Annotated in this window: 15 protein-coding genes; 4 read left to right on the forward strand and 11 right to left on the reverse strand. The window is 46.8% G+C overall.

Annotated features, from left to right (window positions below):
• Positions 1–32 precede the first annotated feature (32 nt).
• From B7991_RS08570 to B7991_RS08585, 4 genes are read left to right on the forward strand one after another with little or no spacing between them, the layout of a single operon-like run.
• Positions 33–542, forward strand: a complete 510-nt coding sequence (locus B7991_RS08570) for a DivIVA domain-containing protein (protein WP_088630450.1) — start codon at positions 33–35, stop codon at positions 540–542.
• 6 nt (positions 543–548) lie between these two features.
• Positions 549–773, forward strand: a complete 225-nt coding sequence (locus tag B7991_RS08575; protein WP_088630451.1) for a DUF167 domain-containing protein — start codon at positions 549–551, stop codon at positions 771–773.
• Entirely contained in the window at positions 774–2345 is a 1572-nt protein-coding gene (locus tag B7991_RS08580) for a diguanylate cyclase (RefSeq protein WP_088630452.1), read from the forward strand.
• Between the two features lie 6 nt (positions 2346–2351).
• Positions 2352–4013 (forward strand): diguanylate cyclase, encoded by a 1662-nt coding sequence (locus B7991_RS08585; RefSeq protein WP_088630453.1) that lies wholly within the window; start codon positions 2352–2354, stop codon positions 4011–4013.
• 71 nt (positions 4014–4084) lie between these two features.
• Here B7991_RS08585 and B7991_RS08590 read toward each other — a convergent pair whose 3' ends face one another.
• The 11 genes from B7991_RS08590 to B7991_RS08640 form a co-directional block, all read right to left on the reverse strand.
• Complete coding sequence (locus B7991_RS08590; RefSeq protein WP_235003003.1) at positions 4085–4960, reverse strand: AraC family transcriptional regulator; 876 nt, start codon at positions 4958–4960, stop codon at positions 4085–4087.
• A gap of 188 nt (positions 4961–5148) precedes the next feature.
• Positions 5149–6405 carry a capsule assembly Wzi family protein gene (locus tag B7991_RS08595; RefSeq protein WP_235003002.1) on the reverse strand — a complete coding sequence of 419 codons (1257 nt, stop codon included), beginning with the start codon at positions 6403–6405 and terminating at the stop codon, positions 5149–5151.
• Between the two features lie 115 nt (positions 6406–6520).
• The gene (locus tag B7991_RS08600; protein ID WP_088630455.1) at positions 6521–7294 is read right to left on the reverse strand and encodes an outer membrane lipoprotein-sorting protein; all 774 of its coding nucleotides are present in this window, start codon (positions 7292–7294) and stop codon (positions 6521–6523) included.
• A gap of 9 nt (positions 7295–7303) precedes the next feature.
• A complete protein-coding gene (locus tag B7991_RS08605; RefSeq protein ID WP_088630456.1) occupies positions 7304–9679 on the reverse strand; it encodes an RND family transporter in 2376 nt (791 codons plus the stop codon).
• A gap of 4 nt (positions 9680–9683) precedes the next feature.
• Complete coding sequence (locus B7991_RS08610; protein ID WP_014546408.1) at positions 9684–10076, reverse strand: biopolymer transporter ExbD; 393 nt, start codon at positions 10074–10076, stop codon at positions 9684–9686.
• On the reverse strand, positions 10069–10635 hold the full coding sequence (locus tag B7991_RS08615) for a MotA/TolQ/ExbB proton channel family protein (protein WP_014546407.1): 567 nt from the start codon (positions 10633–10635) through the stop codon (positions 10069–10071). The genes B7991_RS08610 and B7991_RS08615 overlap by 8 nt, the downstream gene beginning before the upstream one ends.
• The gene (locus B7991_RS08620) at positions 10635–11342 is read right to left on the reverse strand and encodes an energy transducer TonB (protein WP_088630502.1); all 708 of its coding nucleotides are present in this window, start codon (positions 11340–11342) and stop codon (positions 10635–10637) included. Before B7991_RS08620 ends, B7991_RS08615 begins: the two co-directional genes overlap by 1 nt.
• Positions 11343–11567: 225 nt before the next feature.
• Positions 11568–12914 carry a hypothetical protein gene (locus B7991_RS08625; RefSeq protein ID WP_088630457.1) on the reverse strand — a complete coding sequence of 449 codons (1347 nt, stop codon included), beginning with the start codon at positions 12912–12914 and terminating at the stop codon, positions 11568–11570.
• 59 nt (positions 12915–12973) lie between these two features.
• Positions 12974–15211, reverse strand: coding sequence for a TonB-dependent siderophore receptor (locus B7991_RS08630; protein WP_176421786.1), 2238 nt, complete (start codon positions 15209–15211; stop codon positions 12974–12976).
• Positions 15212–15477: 266 nt separating this feature from the next.
• A complete protein-coding gene (feoB, locus tag B7991_RS08635; protein WP_088630459.1) occupies positions 15478–17508 on the reverse strand; it encodes a ferrous iron transport protein B in 2031 nt (676 codons plus the stop codon).
• On the reverse strand, positions 17505–17726 hold the full coding sequence (locus B7991_RS08640; RefSeq protein ID WP_014546404.1) for a FeoA family protein: 222 nt from the start codon (positions 17724–17726) through the stop codon (positions 17505–17507). Before B7991_RS08640 ends, feoB begins: the two co-directional genes overlap by 4 nt.
• Between the last annotated feature and the right edge of the window lie 15 nt (positions 17727–17741).

Raw genomic sequence — 17741 nt, forward strand, 5'->3', positions numbered from 1 at the left:
TATAATAGATTATAGCGTAAAAGCAGGATTTTATGGAACTCACTCCGCTTGACATTAGAAACCAGACATTTCATAAAAAATCTTTTAAGGGGTACGATCCGGAAGAGGTGAAGGCTTTTCTGGAGACCACGGCAACCGCGTTTGAAAACATGTTCCGCGACCGCACAAACTTGACCGAGCGCCTGAAAGTCGCCGAAGAGCGCGTGAACTACTACCGTCAAATCGAAAAGACGATCCAGGACGCCGTTGTGACGATGCAGCGCACGATTAACGAGGTGAAGGCATCCGCCGAAAAGGAAGCGGAAATCATCATCGCCGAAGCAAAGGCACGCGCCATGCGCGAAGTCGAGAGCATCAAGCGCGAAAGCGAAAACCTCCGCACCGAAATTGAGCAGCTCCGCCAGCTTCGCACCAATTACTTCATCCGCTGCCGAGCCCTCATCCATAGCCAGGACGAGCTCCTCTCCGCCATGGAAAACGACCAGCAGAGAGAATTCGAAGCGCCGGCGGCGATACAGAACGACGGCATCGCTCTCACTTAATGCGCCATGAGAATTAACATCAAGGTCCACGCGCGCAGCAAGCGCGAGAGCGTCACGCCACAGCCTGACGGAAGCTACAAAGTCGAAGTCAAGGCCCCGCCGGTCGACGGCGCCGCAAACGAAGCCATTTGTGAACTGATTGCCGATTACTTTCACGTCCACAAGCGCGATGTTTCAGTCGTCATGGGGGCAACAAACAATAAAAAGGTCATCGAAATTTTGGGGAAATAGATGAGACGCCAGTTTAGAGCAACGATACAGACAAAAGTACTGACATTCGCACTTTCGGGTCTAGTCCTTTGCGTACTTGCTCTAGGCGGCCTTTGTTTGTATACCACAAATAAAGTTACGCACGACAACACCGAGCGCAATCTCCACAACCTCACCAATACCGAGACCATTAAAATCAACAACCGCCTCAAGAACGTTGAGCAATACGTCAATACGCTAGAAATTGCGATTAGCGGAATGCTGGACAGTCTCGGGCAATTGACTGACGAAAAACAGCTCGACGAATTCACAGAAAAGAGCCGGGAACTCATCAGGCTCACCATCGGCAATACCGAAAAAGCAGTAGCGGTCTACTTGCGATTCAATCCGGAATTGACTCCGCCGACTTCCGGCATTTTCATGGCGAAAACGGCGAGAGACAACGAGCTCAAGTTTACAGAGCCCACAGACTTTTCGAAATACGATCCAAGCGATATCGAGCATGTCGGCTGGTATTACACACCGATCAAGACGAAAAAGCCGACTTGGATGATGCCCTACCTGAACAAGAACATCTCTGTCTACATGATTTCGTATGTCATTCCGTTATTCAAATTCGATACGGAAATAGGCGTTGTCGGCGTAGACATTGACTTCGATTACCTCACCCGGGAAATCGCTTCGATCCGACTTTTCGACAACGATTATGCTTTCCTCGCCGACAAGAACGGCAACATTCTCTTCCACCCCAGCATTCCTAAGGGCCATCCATTTACATTACCAGAAAACAGTTTGTTCATTCATAACAAACTCGAAAACGGGATGGACTTGACATTTGTAATCCCCAAGGAATCCATTACCGCAGACCGAAATAAACTTATTCAGAATCTTATTCTCATCACGATGCTGATTTTAGTGGTCTACATTTTAGCATCGCTCATATTTGCAAATTCGATTACAAGATCGCTCAAGCAACTCACCGACTACGCCAACAGACTCATCGATGGCAAAATGGGTATCGAACTCAACATCAAACGGAATGATGAAATCGGCGATTTGGCGACAAGCTTTGTCAAGGCCAAGATGCGTCTCGCCGAGACGATGGGTCACATCAAGGGGCTTGCGTTCAGGGACCCGATCACAAGCGTACGCAACCGCAATTCATTTGACCATTACATTGGCGAATTCAGCATCAGAGTTTCTACAGGAGATATCAAATCTTACGGGATTCTCGTCGCAAGAGTCGACAACCTTTTCAAAATCAAGAATAAGTTCGGAAATTCCAAGGCCATCGCATTGTTACAGGTTGCAAGCAAACTCATTTGTACCACATTCGATCATAGCCCTGTATTCAGAATCAACGAAGATGAATTCATCGTGGTGCTCATGAATAGCGATTTAAAGAATTGCAACGGGCTTCTGGAAAAACTGGAAGAAGGCGTAAAGAGCTCCGCTCAAGCAGAAAATCCTTGGGAATGCGTCAAGCTCGCTGTCGGCATTGCCATTTGCAAAGATTCAAAATCTTCGTCGCTATCCGAGCTGCTTTCTAGCGCCGAAAACAACATGTTGAAAAATCGAAACGATATTGAGTAGGTGACCATGAGATTTTCGATTCAATCAAAAATTTTAATTCTGTCGTTATCGACCACGCTCATCGGAACGCTTTCACTCGGCGTTCTTAGTACGTTGTTCATCAGCCGGACCACCCAGCGCAACTCCATGCAGTACATGAAGGACCAGGCGAACAACGAAGCCGCCAAGCTGAACTACCTGTTCGAATCCCATGAAAAATACACGATGGCAGCCGCCGCGGGAATTTATTCGCAAATCAAGGACGACTCTACCTTTTTGACGGATCCACAAAATTTATCCAGGAACATTGATGGCATTAGGGAACGCCTCAAATCCACCATTTACAACCTTTCAAATACCAAAAGCGTATTCGTCGTATTTAATCCAGACATCACACACTCTAGCGAAGGCGTTTACCTCGTTCGAAATACAGCAGACGGATTGTTCGAAAATCACGCTACGACAAACATCAAGCAGTTCAGCCCTTCTGACGTAGAACATGTAGGATGGTACTATAAGCCCATTATGACCGGGAGCCCGGTCTGGCTTCCGCCTTATTACAACAAGAACATCAACGCATACATTATTTCTTACGTTATCCCAATGTTCCTGGACAACAAGGAAATTGGCGTCACCGGCATCGATATCGATTTTGACCAAATGACAAAACAGCTTTCACAGGTGCACTTTATGCAAAGCGGTTTTGCATTTTTGGAAGACGCAGAAGGGACCGTCGTTTACCATCCGACCCTCCCCAACGGTCTAACATTCAAGCCAGAAGAAGACCAAGTCAAGATTTTCATCCCGCTCATCAACGGCATGACTCTTGTGACAATCGCGCCGGTTCTAGAAATTAATGCCCAGAGAGACAGGCACCTCAAACAAAGCATCATCTTTATTTTACTCCTCCTTGCATTCACGACCGCCATCACGATTTTCTTCTCGAGAAGCATTACAAAGCCGCTCAAGGAGCTCACTAAAGAAGCCAAGAAGATGATTACGGGCGATATGAATGCAGAATTCAACATTCGCCAGAACGACGAAATTGGAGAACTTGCCAAGAGCTTTGCCGCAGCGAAATTCCACATCAGCCAGCACATGAAGCAGATGCAGGGGCTTGCATTCCAGGATTCACTTACCGGCGTACGCAACAAGATGGCATACGACAATTACCGTGCCAAGCTCAGCGACCGCATTGAAAGCGGCGAAGTAAAATCGTACGGGATTGCCATTTTCGACACGAACAACCTCAAGGAAATCAACGATACGTACGGTCACGAAAACGGGAATGCCTACCTTATAAATTCTTGCAAGTTGATTTGCCAAATTTTCACACACAGCCCCGTCTTTAGAATTGGCGGTGACGAATTCCTAGTCGTCCTTACCGGCAGGGATTTAGACAACCACCACGAGCTTATGAGCCAGCTTAAAGAAAGCATGGACTTGACCAAGAAAGCATCGTTCCCATGGAAGCAAATTTCGATTGCATGCGGTCTTGCAATAGCATCTTACGCCAAGGCAACGACAATCGCAGACACGTTCAACAAGGCAGACAAGAACATGTACATCAACAAGCGCGAAATCAAAATCGCAGAACACAGACCGCTTAGCCGCGATGAAGAAATGCACGAAGAGAAACACGCCGCAAACGAAGCCCAGGAACCGGGAACAACTGACGAAAACGCATAACGAGATGCGCTAGCAAAACGCTGCGAGTGTTGCGAGATGCGTCGCAAAATATGCGCAAGAAGCGCCGCAGACTAGATCTTGTTTTTGTATTCCTTAGGCGAGCAGCCAGTGTATTCCTTGAACGCTTGCGCAAACTTGCTGGAGTTTGTATAGCCCACACGGCTTGCGACTTCGGCGACATTGAATTTGCCATCTAGCAAGAGCTGGGTGGCTTTTTTCATGCGGTACGTTTTGAGGTACGAATAAATGGAATCACCGTACGCCAGCTTGAAATACTTTTTCATTTGCGTCGGGCTCATTTCAATTTGCTTGGAGAGCTGTTCGAGCGTCAAATGCTCTTCGACATTTTCGCGGAGGATTTCGCGCAGGAGTTCCATTTTACCTTTATAAGCGCTCGGGATTTGCGCAGCGGTCTCATACTTGGCTTCGGAATCAAGGCGGCTCAAGAAGAGGATGAGTTCAAGCACCTTGATTTTAAAATACGGCAAACGGATGTTTTTCGGGAGCCTGTAGAGTTCCGAGAAAATGTGGCTCACGTGCTCGCTAGACGGAAGCTTTAACGGGAGTGTAAGCGGCTGGATTTTTTCGATAAGGGCCGCAAAGTCAACACCGACCGCCTTGAACATGTTCATGAGTTCGCACTGGCAGCGTTCCATAGAAAACACGACTGAAATCCCGTGATAGCAATGCACCGGGAATTTAAACGTCTTGCTTGCCGGCATATTGTCGAGCAAAACGAGGCCATTCTCTTCCATGGATTTCGGCATGGATTCCGAATTCAGCCATTCTGCGCTGCCGTTATGGCAATGGAGCACAATCAAGTTCTTGCCTTGATTCTCAAAATTGAAGGTAAATTCCTTGAGATGGAAATTGCTGTAGAAGACTTGCAGCCCAGGCAATACGTTATATGTTAGAAGGTGTCCCGTCCCCGTTTTATTTTGTAACATATAATGGGAAAAGAAATCTGTATTCTGAATCAAAATCAGATTTTTATCGGGTACGGGTTTAATCATAATATCACTCTCAAAAAATTAGACCAGACCAAGTATTTTAGTTCAAACCAATTTAATTAGATTAAACTAACTTAGTCTAGCCTAAATTTAGGCAATTTTATTTAAAACGGCAAGTGACTCAACTAAAAGAAATACTTACCTTTTACCCATATTTGCGTATTTTTCTTGTAAGTTTTAAACGTACCGCGCCTTCCGCCAAGCCAATCGCCGCCTAACGAAATCGTTATTTGGTCATTCAGGAGGTAATCTGCCGCCGGACGCACATAGAAACCGACATTATCGACATCGAACATCCCGTAAACAGAAAGTTTAAGCGTATTGTTCAGGACTTCCTTAGAGATACGAGCCGTAAGCATAGAGGTATTCTGTTCCATGCCAAGCACGCTCTGGTAATCCATGATAATCTTATGCATGTACTGGAACATGAAAGTCCAGTTATCGCCAGCATACCAGTCAACACCGAGCAAACCGTTGAAAGTCTTTCGCAACCAGTAATCGCGAGAATTTTTCAAGGCAATGGGCTCGCCAAAGTACGCCGCCACCTCGCCACGAATCACAATTTCGCCCACCGGGATGGAGACATCGCCACCGACAACATTCATCGGCTCGTAGATGCCCTTAATCACGGCAGATTTCGTTTCCGGATCGAAGCTCGCAATCGTGACAGGCGACTTGTTGAAAGTTCGTAACGCGGTAAGCGAGAAGTCGAGATTTTCAAGGAAGAATCGCAAGCGGCCGCCCACTTCGCTGTTCTTGAGGCGCTTTTCGGGAGTACCGCTCAAATCCATGCTCGTATTCGCAGGTAACGGCATGGTCCACGGATTGTCTTCACCCGAGGGCATCACGAAATACTCCGGAACCGGCACAAAGACGAGTTCGGCGGAGAAGCTTTCGCCAGGATACTTGAGGTTGATGGCATTCACAGGCACGCGAATGTCGTCGTAATCGTTCGCCATGAATTCCGTGTAGTCCATGGGCGAAATCAAGTCCGTAATGCGGAGCCCATCGGCAACGCCCCACGTGATAATTTGACGACCCGCCTTGACTTCAAGGTATTTGCCGGCGTAGTCGAAATACGCTTCACGAAGGAACGCTCCCGACTGGTCTTTGATGAGGCTGTTGTACGCGAGATTGACACTCGAGAAAAGCGAAGCCTCGCCGTAATTCGCACGCATTTCAAGACGGAGACGCGTCCGCGAAGACATGATCTTATGCGGATGTTCCACCTGCAACGCGTGATACGAATCCACAAAGCCGTTCAGTTGCAGAGAAAGCTCGTCTTCCTGGGCGTGTGCGGATAAGGCGAACGCTGCAGACAACGCCAATGAAATCATAGATTGCTTCGTCACTTTGTTCCTCGCAATGACGTGTTTTATCATTTTTCCTCCTTAAAGGGAGATGCCCGCGCAATGGCGGGCATGACATTCAAGACTTAACTGGATCCTTCGTCCCTACGGTCCTCAGGATGACGTAGAATGCGTCTCCCCCTAATTATTACAACCCACGTTCCAACTTGTTCACAGAGAAGATCTTGGAATCGAGCTGGATGTTGTATTTCGGATCGAGGAAGAGGAGTTCCGTGGAGTGTCCCGTCTGCACGTTCTTCATTTCCATCTTGCCGACAGTCCAGAAACCGTCAACCTTCTTGATGTCCGAAGAAACCATCTGGCGATGGAGCTTGCCGAGCTTGTCGTAGAATTCGACCTTGGCGACGACATCGCAATCCTTGCGGATCCAGACGAGTTTCTTGGAGAAGATTTCGCCTTCCTTCTTGGGAGTCGATTCGACGACGTAGTAATCGAAACCGTCTGCCGATTCTTCGCGCAAGAGCTTGTGCGTATCTTCATCGACATTGCGCTTACCGATATCATCGTACGTGAAATCGGAACCCATGAAGTAATCAGTTTTGGAACTCTTTCCGCTGATGCGGCGGGTCTTCTTCAAAGCCGGGAGATAGAGCCACTTGTCGTCTTCCTTGTTGACGTCATCGTAGTTCACGGTCAAGAAACCCGTGCCTTTCACGTCGTTCGGGTAAAGGAAGAACATGATGGTCTTGGTATCTTCGCCCACGTCCATTGCATACGAAGTAATCTTGCGGACACGGGTGTTACCGCTCTTATTCACGAGCTTCATTTCCATCGAGGAAGAACGCGTGTCGCCATCCGGGCGGTTCTTGACCTTCACCATAATGTCACGGGCATTCGTCTGAGCCATAGACATTGCACTGAGAGCGATAACGAGCGTCGCAGCAATTTTTGAAATTTTCATAATATCCTCCTATTTTCCGAAAATTTTAAACTTCTTGATTAAAAGCGGTGTCACGAACAGGTCGGCAAGTAAAGCCGAGACAAGGCCCACAAACACCACAAAGCCAAAATTGAACATCTGCGTTGCCTGCGAAGTCGTAAAGCCCGCAAATGTCGCCACCATGATAATCGTCGTCATCACAAGAGCCGGGCCCGCAGCGCGGAACACCTTGAGAATGGAATCCGTGTAGTTCTTGCTACGGTCAAATTCCACATGACCGTGGTTGATGAAGTGGATCGTATCGTCCACGGAAAGGCCGATAATCATCGGGATAAGCGTTGCCGTCATCATGTCGAGCGGGATGTTGCTAAAGCCAAGATAGCCGCCCACGAAAATACCCGGAGCGATGTTCGGAATCATGCCAATGAGACCCGTACGAACGCTGCCGAAGACAATCATCAAGAGCACCGCAACAATCACGACAGAGATGAGGAAGGACGTCATCTGACCTACTTCCAAATACTGCTGCATAGCGGTAAACTGCGGCAAGTTACCCACAGCCGTCACCTTCGCATTCGGATAAAGTTCACGAGCGAAGTTCTGCAAATCTTCGATTTCCTTCTGGAGTTCGTTGGAGTTGTAGCTAGAGATTTCGACCATCAAGCGGAGCTTCTTGTAATCGTAATCCATCCAGTAGCTTGCTTCGGAACCACCGGCATTTTCGTACAGGAGCAAGAGCTGGGCCACCTGTTCTTCCGTTTCCGGGATAGCGTACATTTCCTGGCGGTTTTCATTCAAGGTGCGGTCCAAATCCTTCAGGATGTCGAGAATGGAAGTGGAACGTTTTGTCAGCGGATACTTTTGAGCGTGATCCTGCAGCTGTTCCAACTTCTTGAGATTATCGACTTCCTTAGCCTTGTCATTTTCGCCAAAGTCAATCACCAAGTCGTAAGAGTAGAAGCTACCGATTTCAGATTCGGCAACGTAAAGCATCTTGTTCACGTATTCGACCTTGCGGCCCATCGTGCGTTCCACGTCAAACGCGGGTTCCATCTTGGTGACGCCATAAATCGAAATTGCGGTAATCACAGCAAAAATAATGGCAATCGGCTTTCCGTGAGTCAGAACAAACTGACCAAGATTATTGAGGATGAGGCCCATACGCGTATCGCCCTTTTCGAGCACCTTGGCGTTCGGCTTTTTATCCTTGCCAAAGCTCAGGAGAATCGGCGAAACTGTAAGAGCCACAAGGAGAATGAAGCCAACAGCGATAGAAGAGAGGATGCCCACGGAGCGGATAGGCTTAAGCATCACCGACAGGAACGACAGAAGTGCCACAATCGTTGTGAGTCCCGAGAACAGCACTGACCAGCCGGTTTCTTTCATGGCGTAAAGCACAGATTCCTTGCGCTTACCCGTGAGCATCATATTCTTGCGGAAGAAAGAATGGATATGAATGTTATACGCAATGGAGACGGCAAACGCCAAGATGACAGGCACCATGATGTTGGTCGCATCCATATAAAGACCGAGATAGCCGACCAAGCCAAAAGTCATGATGACGCCCGCAAACGTGGTAATCAGCGGAGAAACGATTCCGCGGAGAGAGCGCGTCACGAGGAACATCACGATGATGGAGCAGAGAATCGTAATGAGGAAAATACGGCTCATTTCTTCGCCGATGTACTTGAGTTTCTGATGGCTCAAGTAAGGCATACCCGTTGCAAGAGGGTGCAGCGGAGCGTACTTTTCCTTGGCGATGATTTCAGAGGTTTCGCGGCCCGTCTTCATGTCCGGAGCTTCAGCTTTAACGCCCTTCGCTTCGCCTTCAGCCTTCCACACAGAATCTTCCGGGAACGGACGGAGCTTCACGTTAATAAAGGCCTGCTTGCGGTCCTTAGAGATGAGCTTTTTTGCAAGTTCCGGCTTTGCGGCGAGGCGCTTTTCAATTTCGGCAAGGCCCGCTTCATCTGTCGGGATTTCTTCCGGCACGATCTGCACGATTTCCATGCCTTCATCCGTGCCGAGCATGTATTCCAAATCGACAATCGATGTTGCCTTACCGTCAGAATACGAGAGGCTATCGCGCAATTCGTTCGAAAGCTCGCGCAAAAGCTTCAAGTTTTCCGGCGTTAAAACAGACTGTTCCGTTTCGACCATCACGCCTACGAAATAGTCATTGCCGAACGTTTCCTTGAACTTGTCCGTTTCGACAAGCATCGGGTCGCCTTCAATAAAGTAGCTATCCCATGATGCTTCGACGTAAATTTTTTTCATGCCCACGATAGAAATCGCAAGCAAGGCTATAAACGAAACAAGAAGCAAGGCCCTGTGCGAAATCAGGAACCTTGCGAAGTTTTCAAATTTTTCGTTCACCTTTTCGATATTTATTCGAATACGTGACATCTTCTCACTCCTTTTTTAATTCATTGACGAATTGTATGTTGTAAATCTTTTCCATCTGGAGAACATCCAAGACTTCTGCGACTTTTTCGTAAGGAGTCTTTTTGTCGATTTTCAAGGCCACCGGCGCTTTTTTGTTTTGCACGGCGGCACTCTTGTTCTTCAAAATTTCAACTGTCGCCAATTCACCGTTGATGGCGATTTCGGTTTCTGAAAGTTCTATAAAGAATCCTTCAGAAACTTCCTGCTTGACTTCGCTCGAAGTTTCGGGCAATAAAAGCTTGAGGACAGATTTGTCCTGCTTAAAGACAGACGTCACCAAGAAAAAGACGAGCAGCAAAAATACGCAGTCAATTAAGGGCGTCATGTCCAGCGATATGCGACGACGTCTTTTAGCCATTGCGGGACTCCGTTCTCTTTGCGTCACGTTCCTGCAAAGTCTTGCCCAAGTGCAAAAGCACCTGGTTTTCGACTTCGTCCTGTTCCTGCTCCATGCGGGCATTCAGGTAGTTGAACGCAATCACGTGCGGGATAGCGACCACAAGCCCAAGGACCGTTGTCACGAGGGCAAACTTAATGCCCGTCGCAAAAGCGGATGGATCATCAAGGCCAGAGGCCGCTATCACCGTAAATGCGTTGAAAATGCCCACCACCGTACCGAGGAGGCCAAGCATTGGAGAAATCGATGCGATATTTTCGACTGTCGTAAGGCCCTTCGTGAGCGGAGAGAAGGCAAGGCCGATTTCAGTGCGGATACTTTCTGTAATGATGTGATGGTCGGTATTGCAGGTCACCACGCGATGGATAACTTTATCTGTCAAACGCGGCTGCACGGTTTTATTAAAGACAATTAGCGAAATCACCTTCCAGATAATGATGGCGTAACCGATAAAGTTCAGTGCAACCAGGATGTAGCCGATGTAACCGCCCTGTTTGACAAAGTCGAGAATGAAGTTCATTACGATCTCCCTGCATTAAGTTTGTACTGGATTGGAATTTCGATTCTCCAGCGTTCTTTTTCTAAAAGTTTTGGAATAGGTTGAAATTTGCCCATGTTGGCAACGGCTTCCAAGGCACTATTGTCCAGCGACGAATAACGGCTTGATTCCGAAACTTCGATTTGTTCAATCTTGCCATCGGCGAGGATGGTAAACCGCACACGTACCGTGCCTTCCTGCTTTAGGCGCTTAGCCGTCGCAGGGTAATCCTTGATCTGTTCCAATTGCTTTTTGAGCGAGCGCAAGTACGTGCGGGTCACCATTTTCACAGAATCAGCCGAAGGTTTGGGCGGTTCCTTGACCACAGGGGGCGCAGGAGGCGCTTCGACAACAGGTTCCGCAACTGCGACTGGTGCCGTTTCTGTTACCGGTTCCGGAATCGGTTCCGGTTCAGGAGGCTGTTCTTCAACCGGTTTTTCGACCACCTTCGGGATAATTTTAGCACGAACGACCTTTTTCACGACCGGAGGCGTTTCTGGAGGCGGAGGGGGCGCGATATAGACCTTTTCCGCATGCATTACGGGAGCATCTGGACGCTGAGTCGAGATTTCTTGTTTCTTGAAATACGGGTTTAAAAGTGTGGCGATATGGATAAGGATTGCAACTGCAAGCCCTATATAAAAGGCCTTGTTGAAAGACAAAGCTGAATAGATTCGTTTCTGAGTCATTTGAACCACACAATTGGACGGACAAAAATAAATCAGAACACCCCCTATATTCTACTCTAAACGGTTTAAAAAAGCTCCAATTAGACTAGGGTAACATTTTTAAAATTTTGAACAAAGCGAGATAAAAAAATATGACGCACCGCATGAATCAACAATTGGCACGCCATACTTTTTCTTCTATGGGAGTCTGGATCAGAAGAGTAGGAGTCTTAAATCCTAAATTAATTATTCCTTAATCGGAACGATGTAGTAAGCAGTTCCCGTCTTAACGCTCATTTCCTTTTTGACCTTGCCAGAAGCAATGTCGTAGCGGTAGATGGCACCACCCTTGCTGTCAGCATGGCCAAGCAAAACGCTCTTGCCATCGGCATCCAAGTGGATAGACGGTGCAAACCACGGAATCGTCGGGCTCAAGTCAAGCTTCTTGATGGTTTTCTTGTAAACATCAACCACCACAAAGTACCATTCATAGTTATTGAAGTTCGTCGGATCTTCAAAATTACCAAAGAAACCCATGAACTTACCGTCACCCATATAGGTTCCGCCAACCATCAAATGATTGTCGTTCGTCTTCTTGCCATCGTATTCAGCTTCATTCATGCGGAAAATCCAATCCTCGTCAAATTCGGATTCGCCCTTCTTAATGCGCACCCAACCTTCCTTATAGCCTTCAACAAAGCCGTAAGAAGCATTGGAATAAAAGTAGACATCGCCCTTTTCATCAACAAAGGAAGCCGTGCCGTTCATATCGTCCATGCCACCGACAGCAGAGACCTTGTCACTATAGACAACCTTCTCAACCTTGTCGGTCTTGGTGTTAATAATGGCAACGGATGCACGCGGGCCAGCAATCATGTTTGTAAAATCAACAAACTGGTTCAAGCAAACATACATCTTGTCTCCGCTAATCACAGCAGAACCCGGAACCGTACTCAAAGCACCGCTTTCTTCATCGATGTAGCTAGAAAGATCAATATTTGCAGTTTCCTTGAGAGTCATCGGATCCAAAGCGGTAATCACGTCACCCAAAGCCTGTTCAACATACATCTTATTCTTGTCGACAAACTTCATTGCAATAGACTGCGTTCCCGTGAACTTAGCCGTAGCAGAAGCCTTGTCAGCCATCTTGCCGTCCTTAACTTCATAGCGGGAAAGCGTACTATTCATGGCATTGTCAGCAGCGAGCACATAGACAGCACCGTTGAAATACTGGACAGAACCAGAATTCGTTGCTTCAACAAAATTCTTGACGACCTTGGACTGGTCATCAGAAAGCGAAGCAATACCCACATACTGAGAAGTTTCCATCATGAAAGAAAGAACGTACTTCTGATCTTCAGATTCCTTTTCTTCCTTAGAAGAGCTGCTAGACTTAGCCGAAGAGGAACTCTTTGCAGACGAAGAAGAACTCTTGTTTTCTTTCTTGACAGAAGAAGAGCTCTTTGCCGTCTTTTCTGAAGACGAAGAGCTTTTCGGTTCATCAGCCGGAGCATTGGAACCAGAATCATCGCCGCAACCAGCAAGCATCAAGCCGAGTGCAGCTGTAAGAATAAGGGACTTGTAGGATTTCATTTTTATTCCTTTTTGTTATTTGTTAAATCTTTCGTCTTGTCATGCCTGCGGGCATTCCATTAAAGCGAGAATTTCACCTTCGTCGCAAAAGTGCGACCTGGCTTAGATTCTCCGTACTTGTCATAGACAAGTTCATCCGTAAAATTCTTGACTTCAAAACTCCAAGAGAGCTTATTTGCCATAATGGAGTATTCAACACCTAAATCTTGCGAGAACGAACTCGGGATTGTACGATCTTGTTTTGCCGAAACTTTCCAGCCGTAATAATATTCATCCGTATAATTTGCAAACCAATAAAGTTTGAAGAAGTCATCGCGGAAGAACAAATCACCAATATGGAATTCTGCACCAAAGTTCATATAGAACGTCGGCGTATTCGGAACAGTAAGACCTTTCGCAATACCAAACGACATATCCGCTTCGCGGCTTTCTGCATCCTGCTTTGTCAAGTTAAACGAGAGCGCAACATATTCGTTCACATCAATCGCAGCGTCAATTTCAAATCCTGAAGTTATCGTACCGACGCTATTATAATACGGGCGCGGAATAGAGGCATAATTATTCCAATAAATGCGATCTTCCATCAGCAAGTAGAACCAGTTGAATTCCAAATGCATTTTAAGTAAAAGAGGAATCTTGTCCAAATCAAGTTCTGCACCGGCAGTAAAATTATCCGATTTTTCAGGTTTCAAATTCGGAGCACACTGCACATACATTCCATCGCCAAAAATTTCTTCACGAGTCGGGAAACGCAAGCTATGCTGGTATCCACCTTTAATCGCAAACGGTTCAAAAATCTTGATACGTAAGTTTTCGCTATAGCCAACATCCTTATTTGTAGCATCGTCATCCGTTAAACGTTTCAGTTTTCCGTCAACATTATCGGCAGTAATGGAGTAATAATACACCTTAAATCCCGCCACATTCAGGATTCGCTTATTCCAGAAATTATTTTCAGAAGAAAGACCAACCACCAACGAATTGCTATTTCCAGGGAATCCCACATTATTCAGGAGTTGCCCCTTTGCAGCCAACTTGTCTTTCGGTTCCTGTGATTCATAGCGATAAAGTCCGCTAAGCAAAAGAGAATGATTATCATTGAAATCGTAACCGATATTCCAAGGCATCGTCAACGTATAATTTTTGCGTTCAACATAAGTTGCACTGCCCATGGACATTTCACCGGAAGAACGTTTCATCTCCTTGTAATTATTCTTATCCCATCCAAAGTAATACACATGGCTTGTGTCAACGACACGATCCTTGCTGTAATTAAAACCGACAGACAATCCAGCAGAAAGACCCTTCACAAAAAGATCTTTCTTCTCAAGCCCTAAAGAAACGCCATTGCCCCAAGCCTCAGCAAACGCATCTTCAACACGATGCGCCGTTGACTGAATTTCTTTATCCATTCCGCCAAAGCTTGCGCCCAACGAAATACGGTCAAACCAAAAACGGTTCAAGTTCACAAATGGCGCAATATTATAGCTATAATAATGGTTATGCTCACGCGTCACCGTTGTATCCATGTACGGTGTCGTAAATTTGTAATCATTATCAGAATAATTGTAATAGGCGGAAATCCCTGTTTCTACAGAACGCTGTTTAGCAGAATCGGTAACCCACACATACTTTGCATCAAGCGAAACCTTGTGCGTATTGAAGCTTCCAAAAGAATACGAACCCGCAATGGAACTTTTGGGCAAATTGCGCGTTACGATATTAATCACGCCGCCCATGCCATCCGTTGCGAAACGTTCCGGCACATAGCTCTTGTAAACTTCAATGCGATCCACCTTGTCAATAGGGATATCATTTATCGAAAGCGAGCCGTTACCATTATCCACAGGAACGCCATCGACAAGGACTTTTACGTTCTTGCCTTCCATACCGCGAATATTGATTTTACTTTCGCCGCCAAGACCACCCGACTGGCGGATTTTCACGCCACTTGAGCGATTCGTCGCTTCGGCAATTGTGGCACTGGAGCCTTGCAATTCCTTTGCATCCAAAACTTTGACGGATTCTGCTTTCGTTTTTGTATCGACAGGAGTAGCTTCTGCTTCGCTTTCGTCTTCGACAGACAAGCCGTCAAGAACCGTAACATCAGAGGGCTTTGAGGAATTCTTGGAAGGCGTTTCTGCAGCACCTTCAGTTTTCGATGCAGTTGGAGCAGACGTTTCGCTCACTGCCGCGGGTTCATCGAAAAATGCATCGTCATAGCTCGTCACTTCATCAGTCTGAGCAAACACGCAAGCAGAACATAACACAACGGAGAATGCAATTTTCTTTTTCATTTTTGAAAGCCCCAATTCCAACATGGACGAGTAAAAATAAATTAAGCCCCTATAAAGGTTCTACTCTAAATAGTTTTAAAACAATCCAATTAGACAAGGGTAACTTTTTTCGTGCGTCATCCTGAATGCGTAGCATGAAGGATCCAGTTAAGTTCTGCACTGGATTCTTCGCGTTGCTCAGAATGACGAGACGCGAAAACAAGTATGGCGCACCGTTCGGCACGCCATACCCGCTTCTATTGTAGTCTGGGTTTTGTGAAGAAGTCCTAGAGCACCCACAAAGCAATGTGGTAAACTATAAACGCCAAGCCGAGCGAAATTGCAAAGTAGTAACCCGCAATTGCAAGCATCCACTTAAGGGAATGCGTTTCACGATACGTTGTACCCATTGCAAGTACACAAGGGATATTGAACATGGATGCAAAAATAAATGCAAGAGCTTCCGGGATGGTCACCACGGCACGCATCATTTCGCCAAGATTTGCACCCGCCTCATTACGGGCAACAAGCGAGAACGCATCCGTTGTACTCGAGAAGACCACGCTCATCACGCCAAGCGACGCTTCCTTGCTAAAGATTCCGCCGATATACGAAATAAACAGTTGCCAGCGCATACCGAAAATCTGCGTAAACGGTTCAATCGCATTGCCAATGGTGTAAAGCACGCTATGTTCCACATTTCCATCTTTCGAATACGAAATAAGCCAGAACAAAAGGGACACAAACCAAATGACCGCAATCGCCTTCTTGAAAACCGCCCAGACATTGCGAGCAACCGTCTTGAGCAAAATTTTCCAATGTGGCTTGTGGTACGGCGGGAGTTCCATAATCATGCCCACGCGTTCATTCACCGGCATCAGTTTGTTTCCGAAAAGTTTAGACGAGAGCCAGAACGATGCAAAAATCATCGCTACATAAACCAAGCCAAACAGCGGAGCCGCCGAGCCAAAGAAAACGGAAGCAAGGAAAAGCACTACGGCAACTTTTGAGCCGCACGGAATGGACCACAAAAGCACCATTGCAAACAAGCGCTGCCCACGTGTATCTAGCACGCGCGTACCACAAACGGCGCCGCCCGTGCAAGCAAGCCCAGAGAACAGCGGCATAAAAGCCTTGCCATGCAAACCAAGCCTTGAAAGCCACGAGTCAAACACATACGAAGATCTCGCCAAGTAGCCCGTATCTTCCATCAAGCCAAATATCACGAGAATCGCAAAGACAAAACCCATCATGGCGACAGTCACGGAAAGACCGCCAATGATAACACCATTGATGAACGACGCTACAGATGGCCACCAGCCAAACTTTTCGCACATTTGAACAACAAGCGGTTCTGCAACATGCTGGAGTCCAAAGCAGCTTGCAATAATCGGGACTGCGATCATCATGCTCACGGCAAGCGTAAGCACAAGGATAAAGAACGCGACAATTTTACCCCAGATGCGGTGCGTCGCAATCTTATCAAATCGAGAAAGCTTCATCGACTTTTCTTCGCCCTCAGACGCATCACGAAGAACTTCAGAGACAAAGCGGTACTTCGCTTCACCCGTCAAAAGTCCGCCATCAGAACCTTCAGCATCAAGAATTTCCTTGATTTCTTTCCAATGTTCCGGAGTCACCGCCGTTTCGACTTCCGAACGCACAAGCGAATCATTTTCCAAAAGCTTTGATGCAACCCAGAATCTTTCGCGATTGTCAAATTTCAGAGATGCAATCAAATCTTCAAGCTTTTTCAGATTTTCAACACGCGACTTTTCGCCTTCGCGTTCAACAATATCACGAATTTTATCCGATGAAATCGTCGCCTTCTTTTCAAGCGCACGATTCAGCGTTTCAAAGAATTTCGGATAGTCGTCCAAATTTGCCGCCGTAAAGCCAAGCACCGGAATGTTCAAGAGCTTTTCGATTTTCTGGACGTCAATCTTTTTGCCCTTCTGCTCGGCCACATCCATCATGTTGAGCACAAGCATCACCGGGCTTTTCACGCCCGCAAAATCCGCAAGCATGTAAAGGCTGCGTTCCAATTGCGAAGCGTCAACGATAATGCAGACAATATCAGCGTAACCGTGTTCAATGTAAGTACGCGTCACAACTTCTTCGGCAGAATTTGCCGTAAGCCCATAACTACCCGGCAAATCGACAATGCGATAAAGCTCTTCGCCCTGCGTGAAAAAGCCTTCCGCCCTTTCCACCGTTTTTCCGGGCCAGTTACCGACATGCTGATGCGAGCCCGTCAATGCATTAAAAAGAGTGGACTTGCCGGAATTCGGCTGTCCCAGCAAAGCAATCGTTCTCATGCCATCTCCACGTCAATCTGCATGCATTCTTTGCGGTTAATCGCAATCATCGTATCGTGCGAATACACAAGAACCGGAGAGCGACCATCATTTTGCAGCACCAAGAACGGACTGCTCGGCGGAAGCCCCATCGAAACCACGCGAGAAATAAAGCGTGAATCCCCGTTAATCTTTTGAATCAAACCCTTTTGATTTTCCTGTAATTCAGACAAACACATTCTTATAAACTCCTT

The organism is Fibrobacter sp. UWB3 (genome assembly GCF_002210405.1).
In the GTDB taxonomy this organism is placed as follows: domain Bacteria; phylum Fibrobacterota; class Fibrobacteria; order Fibrobacterales; family Fibrobacteraceae; genus Fibrobacter.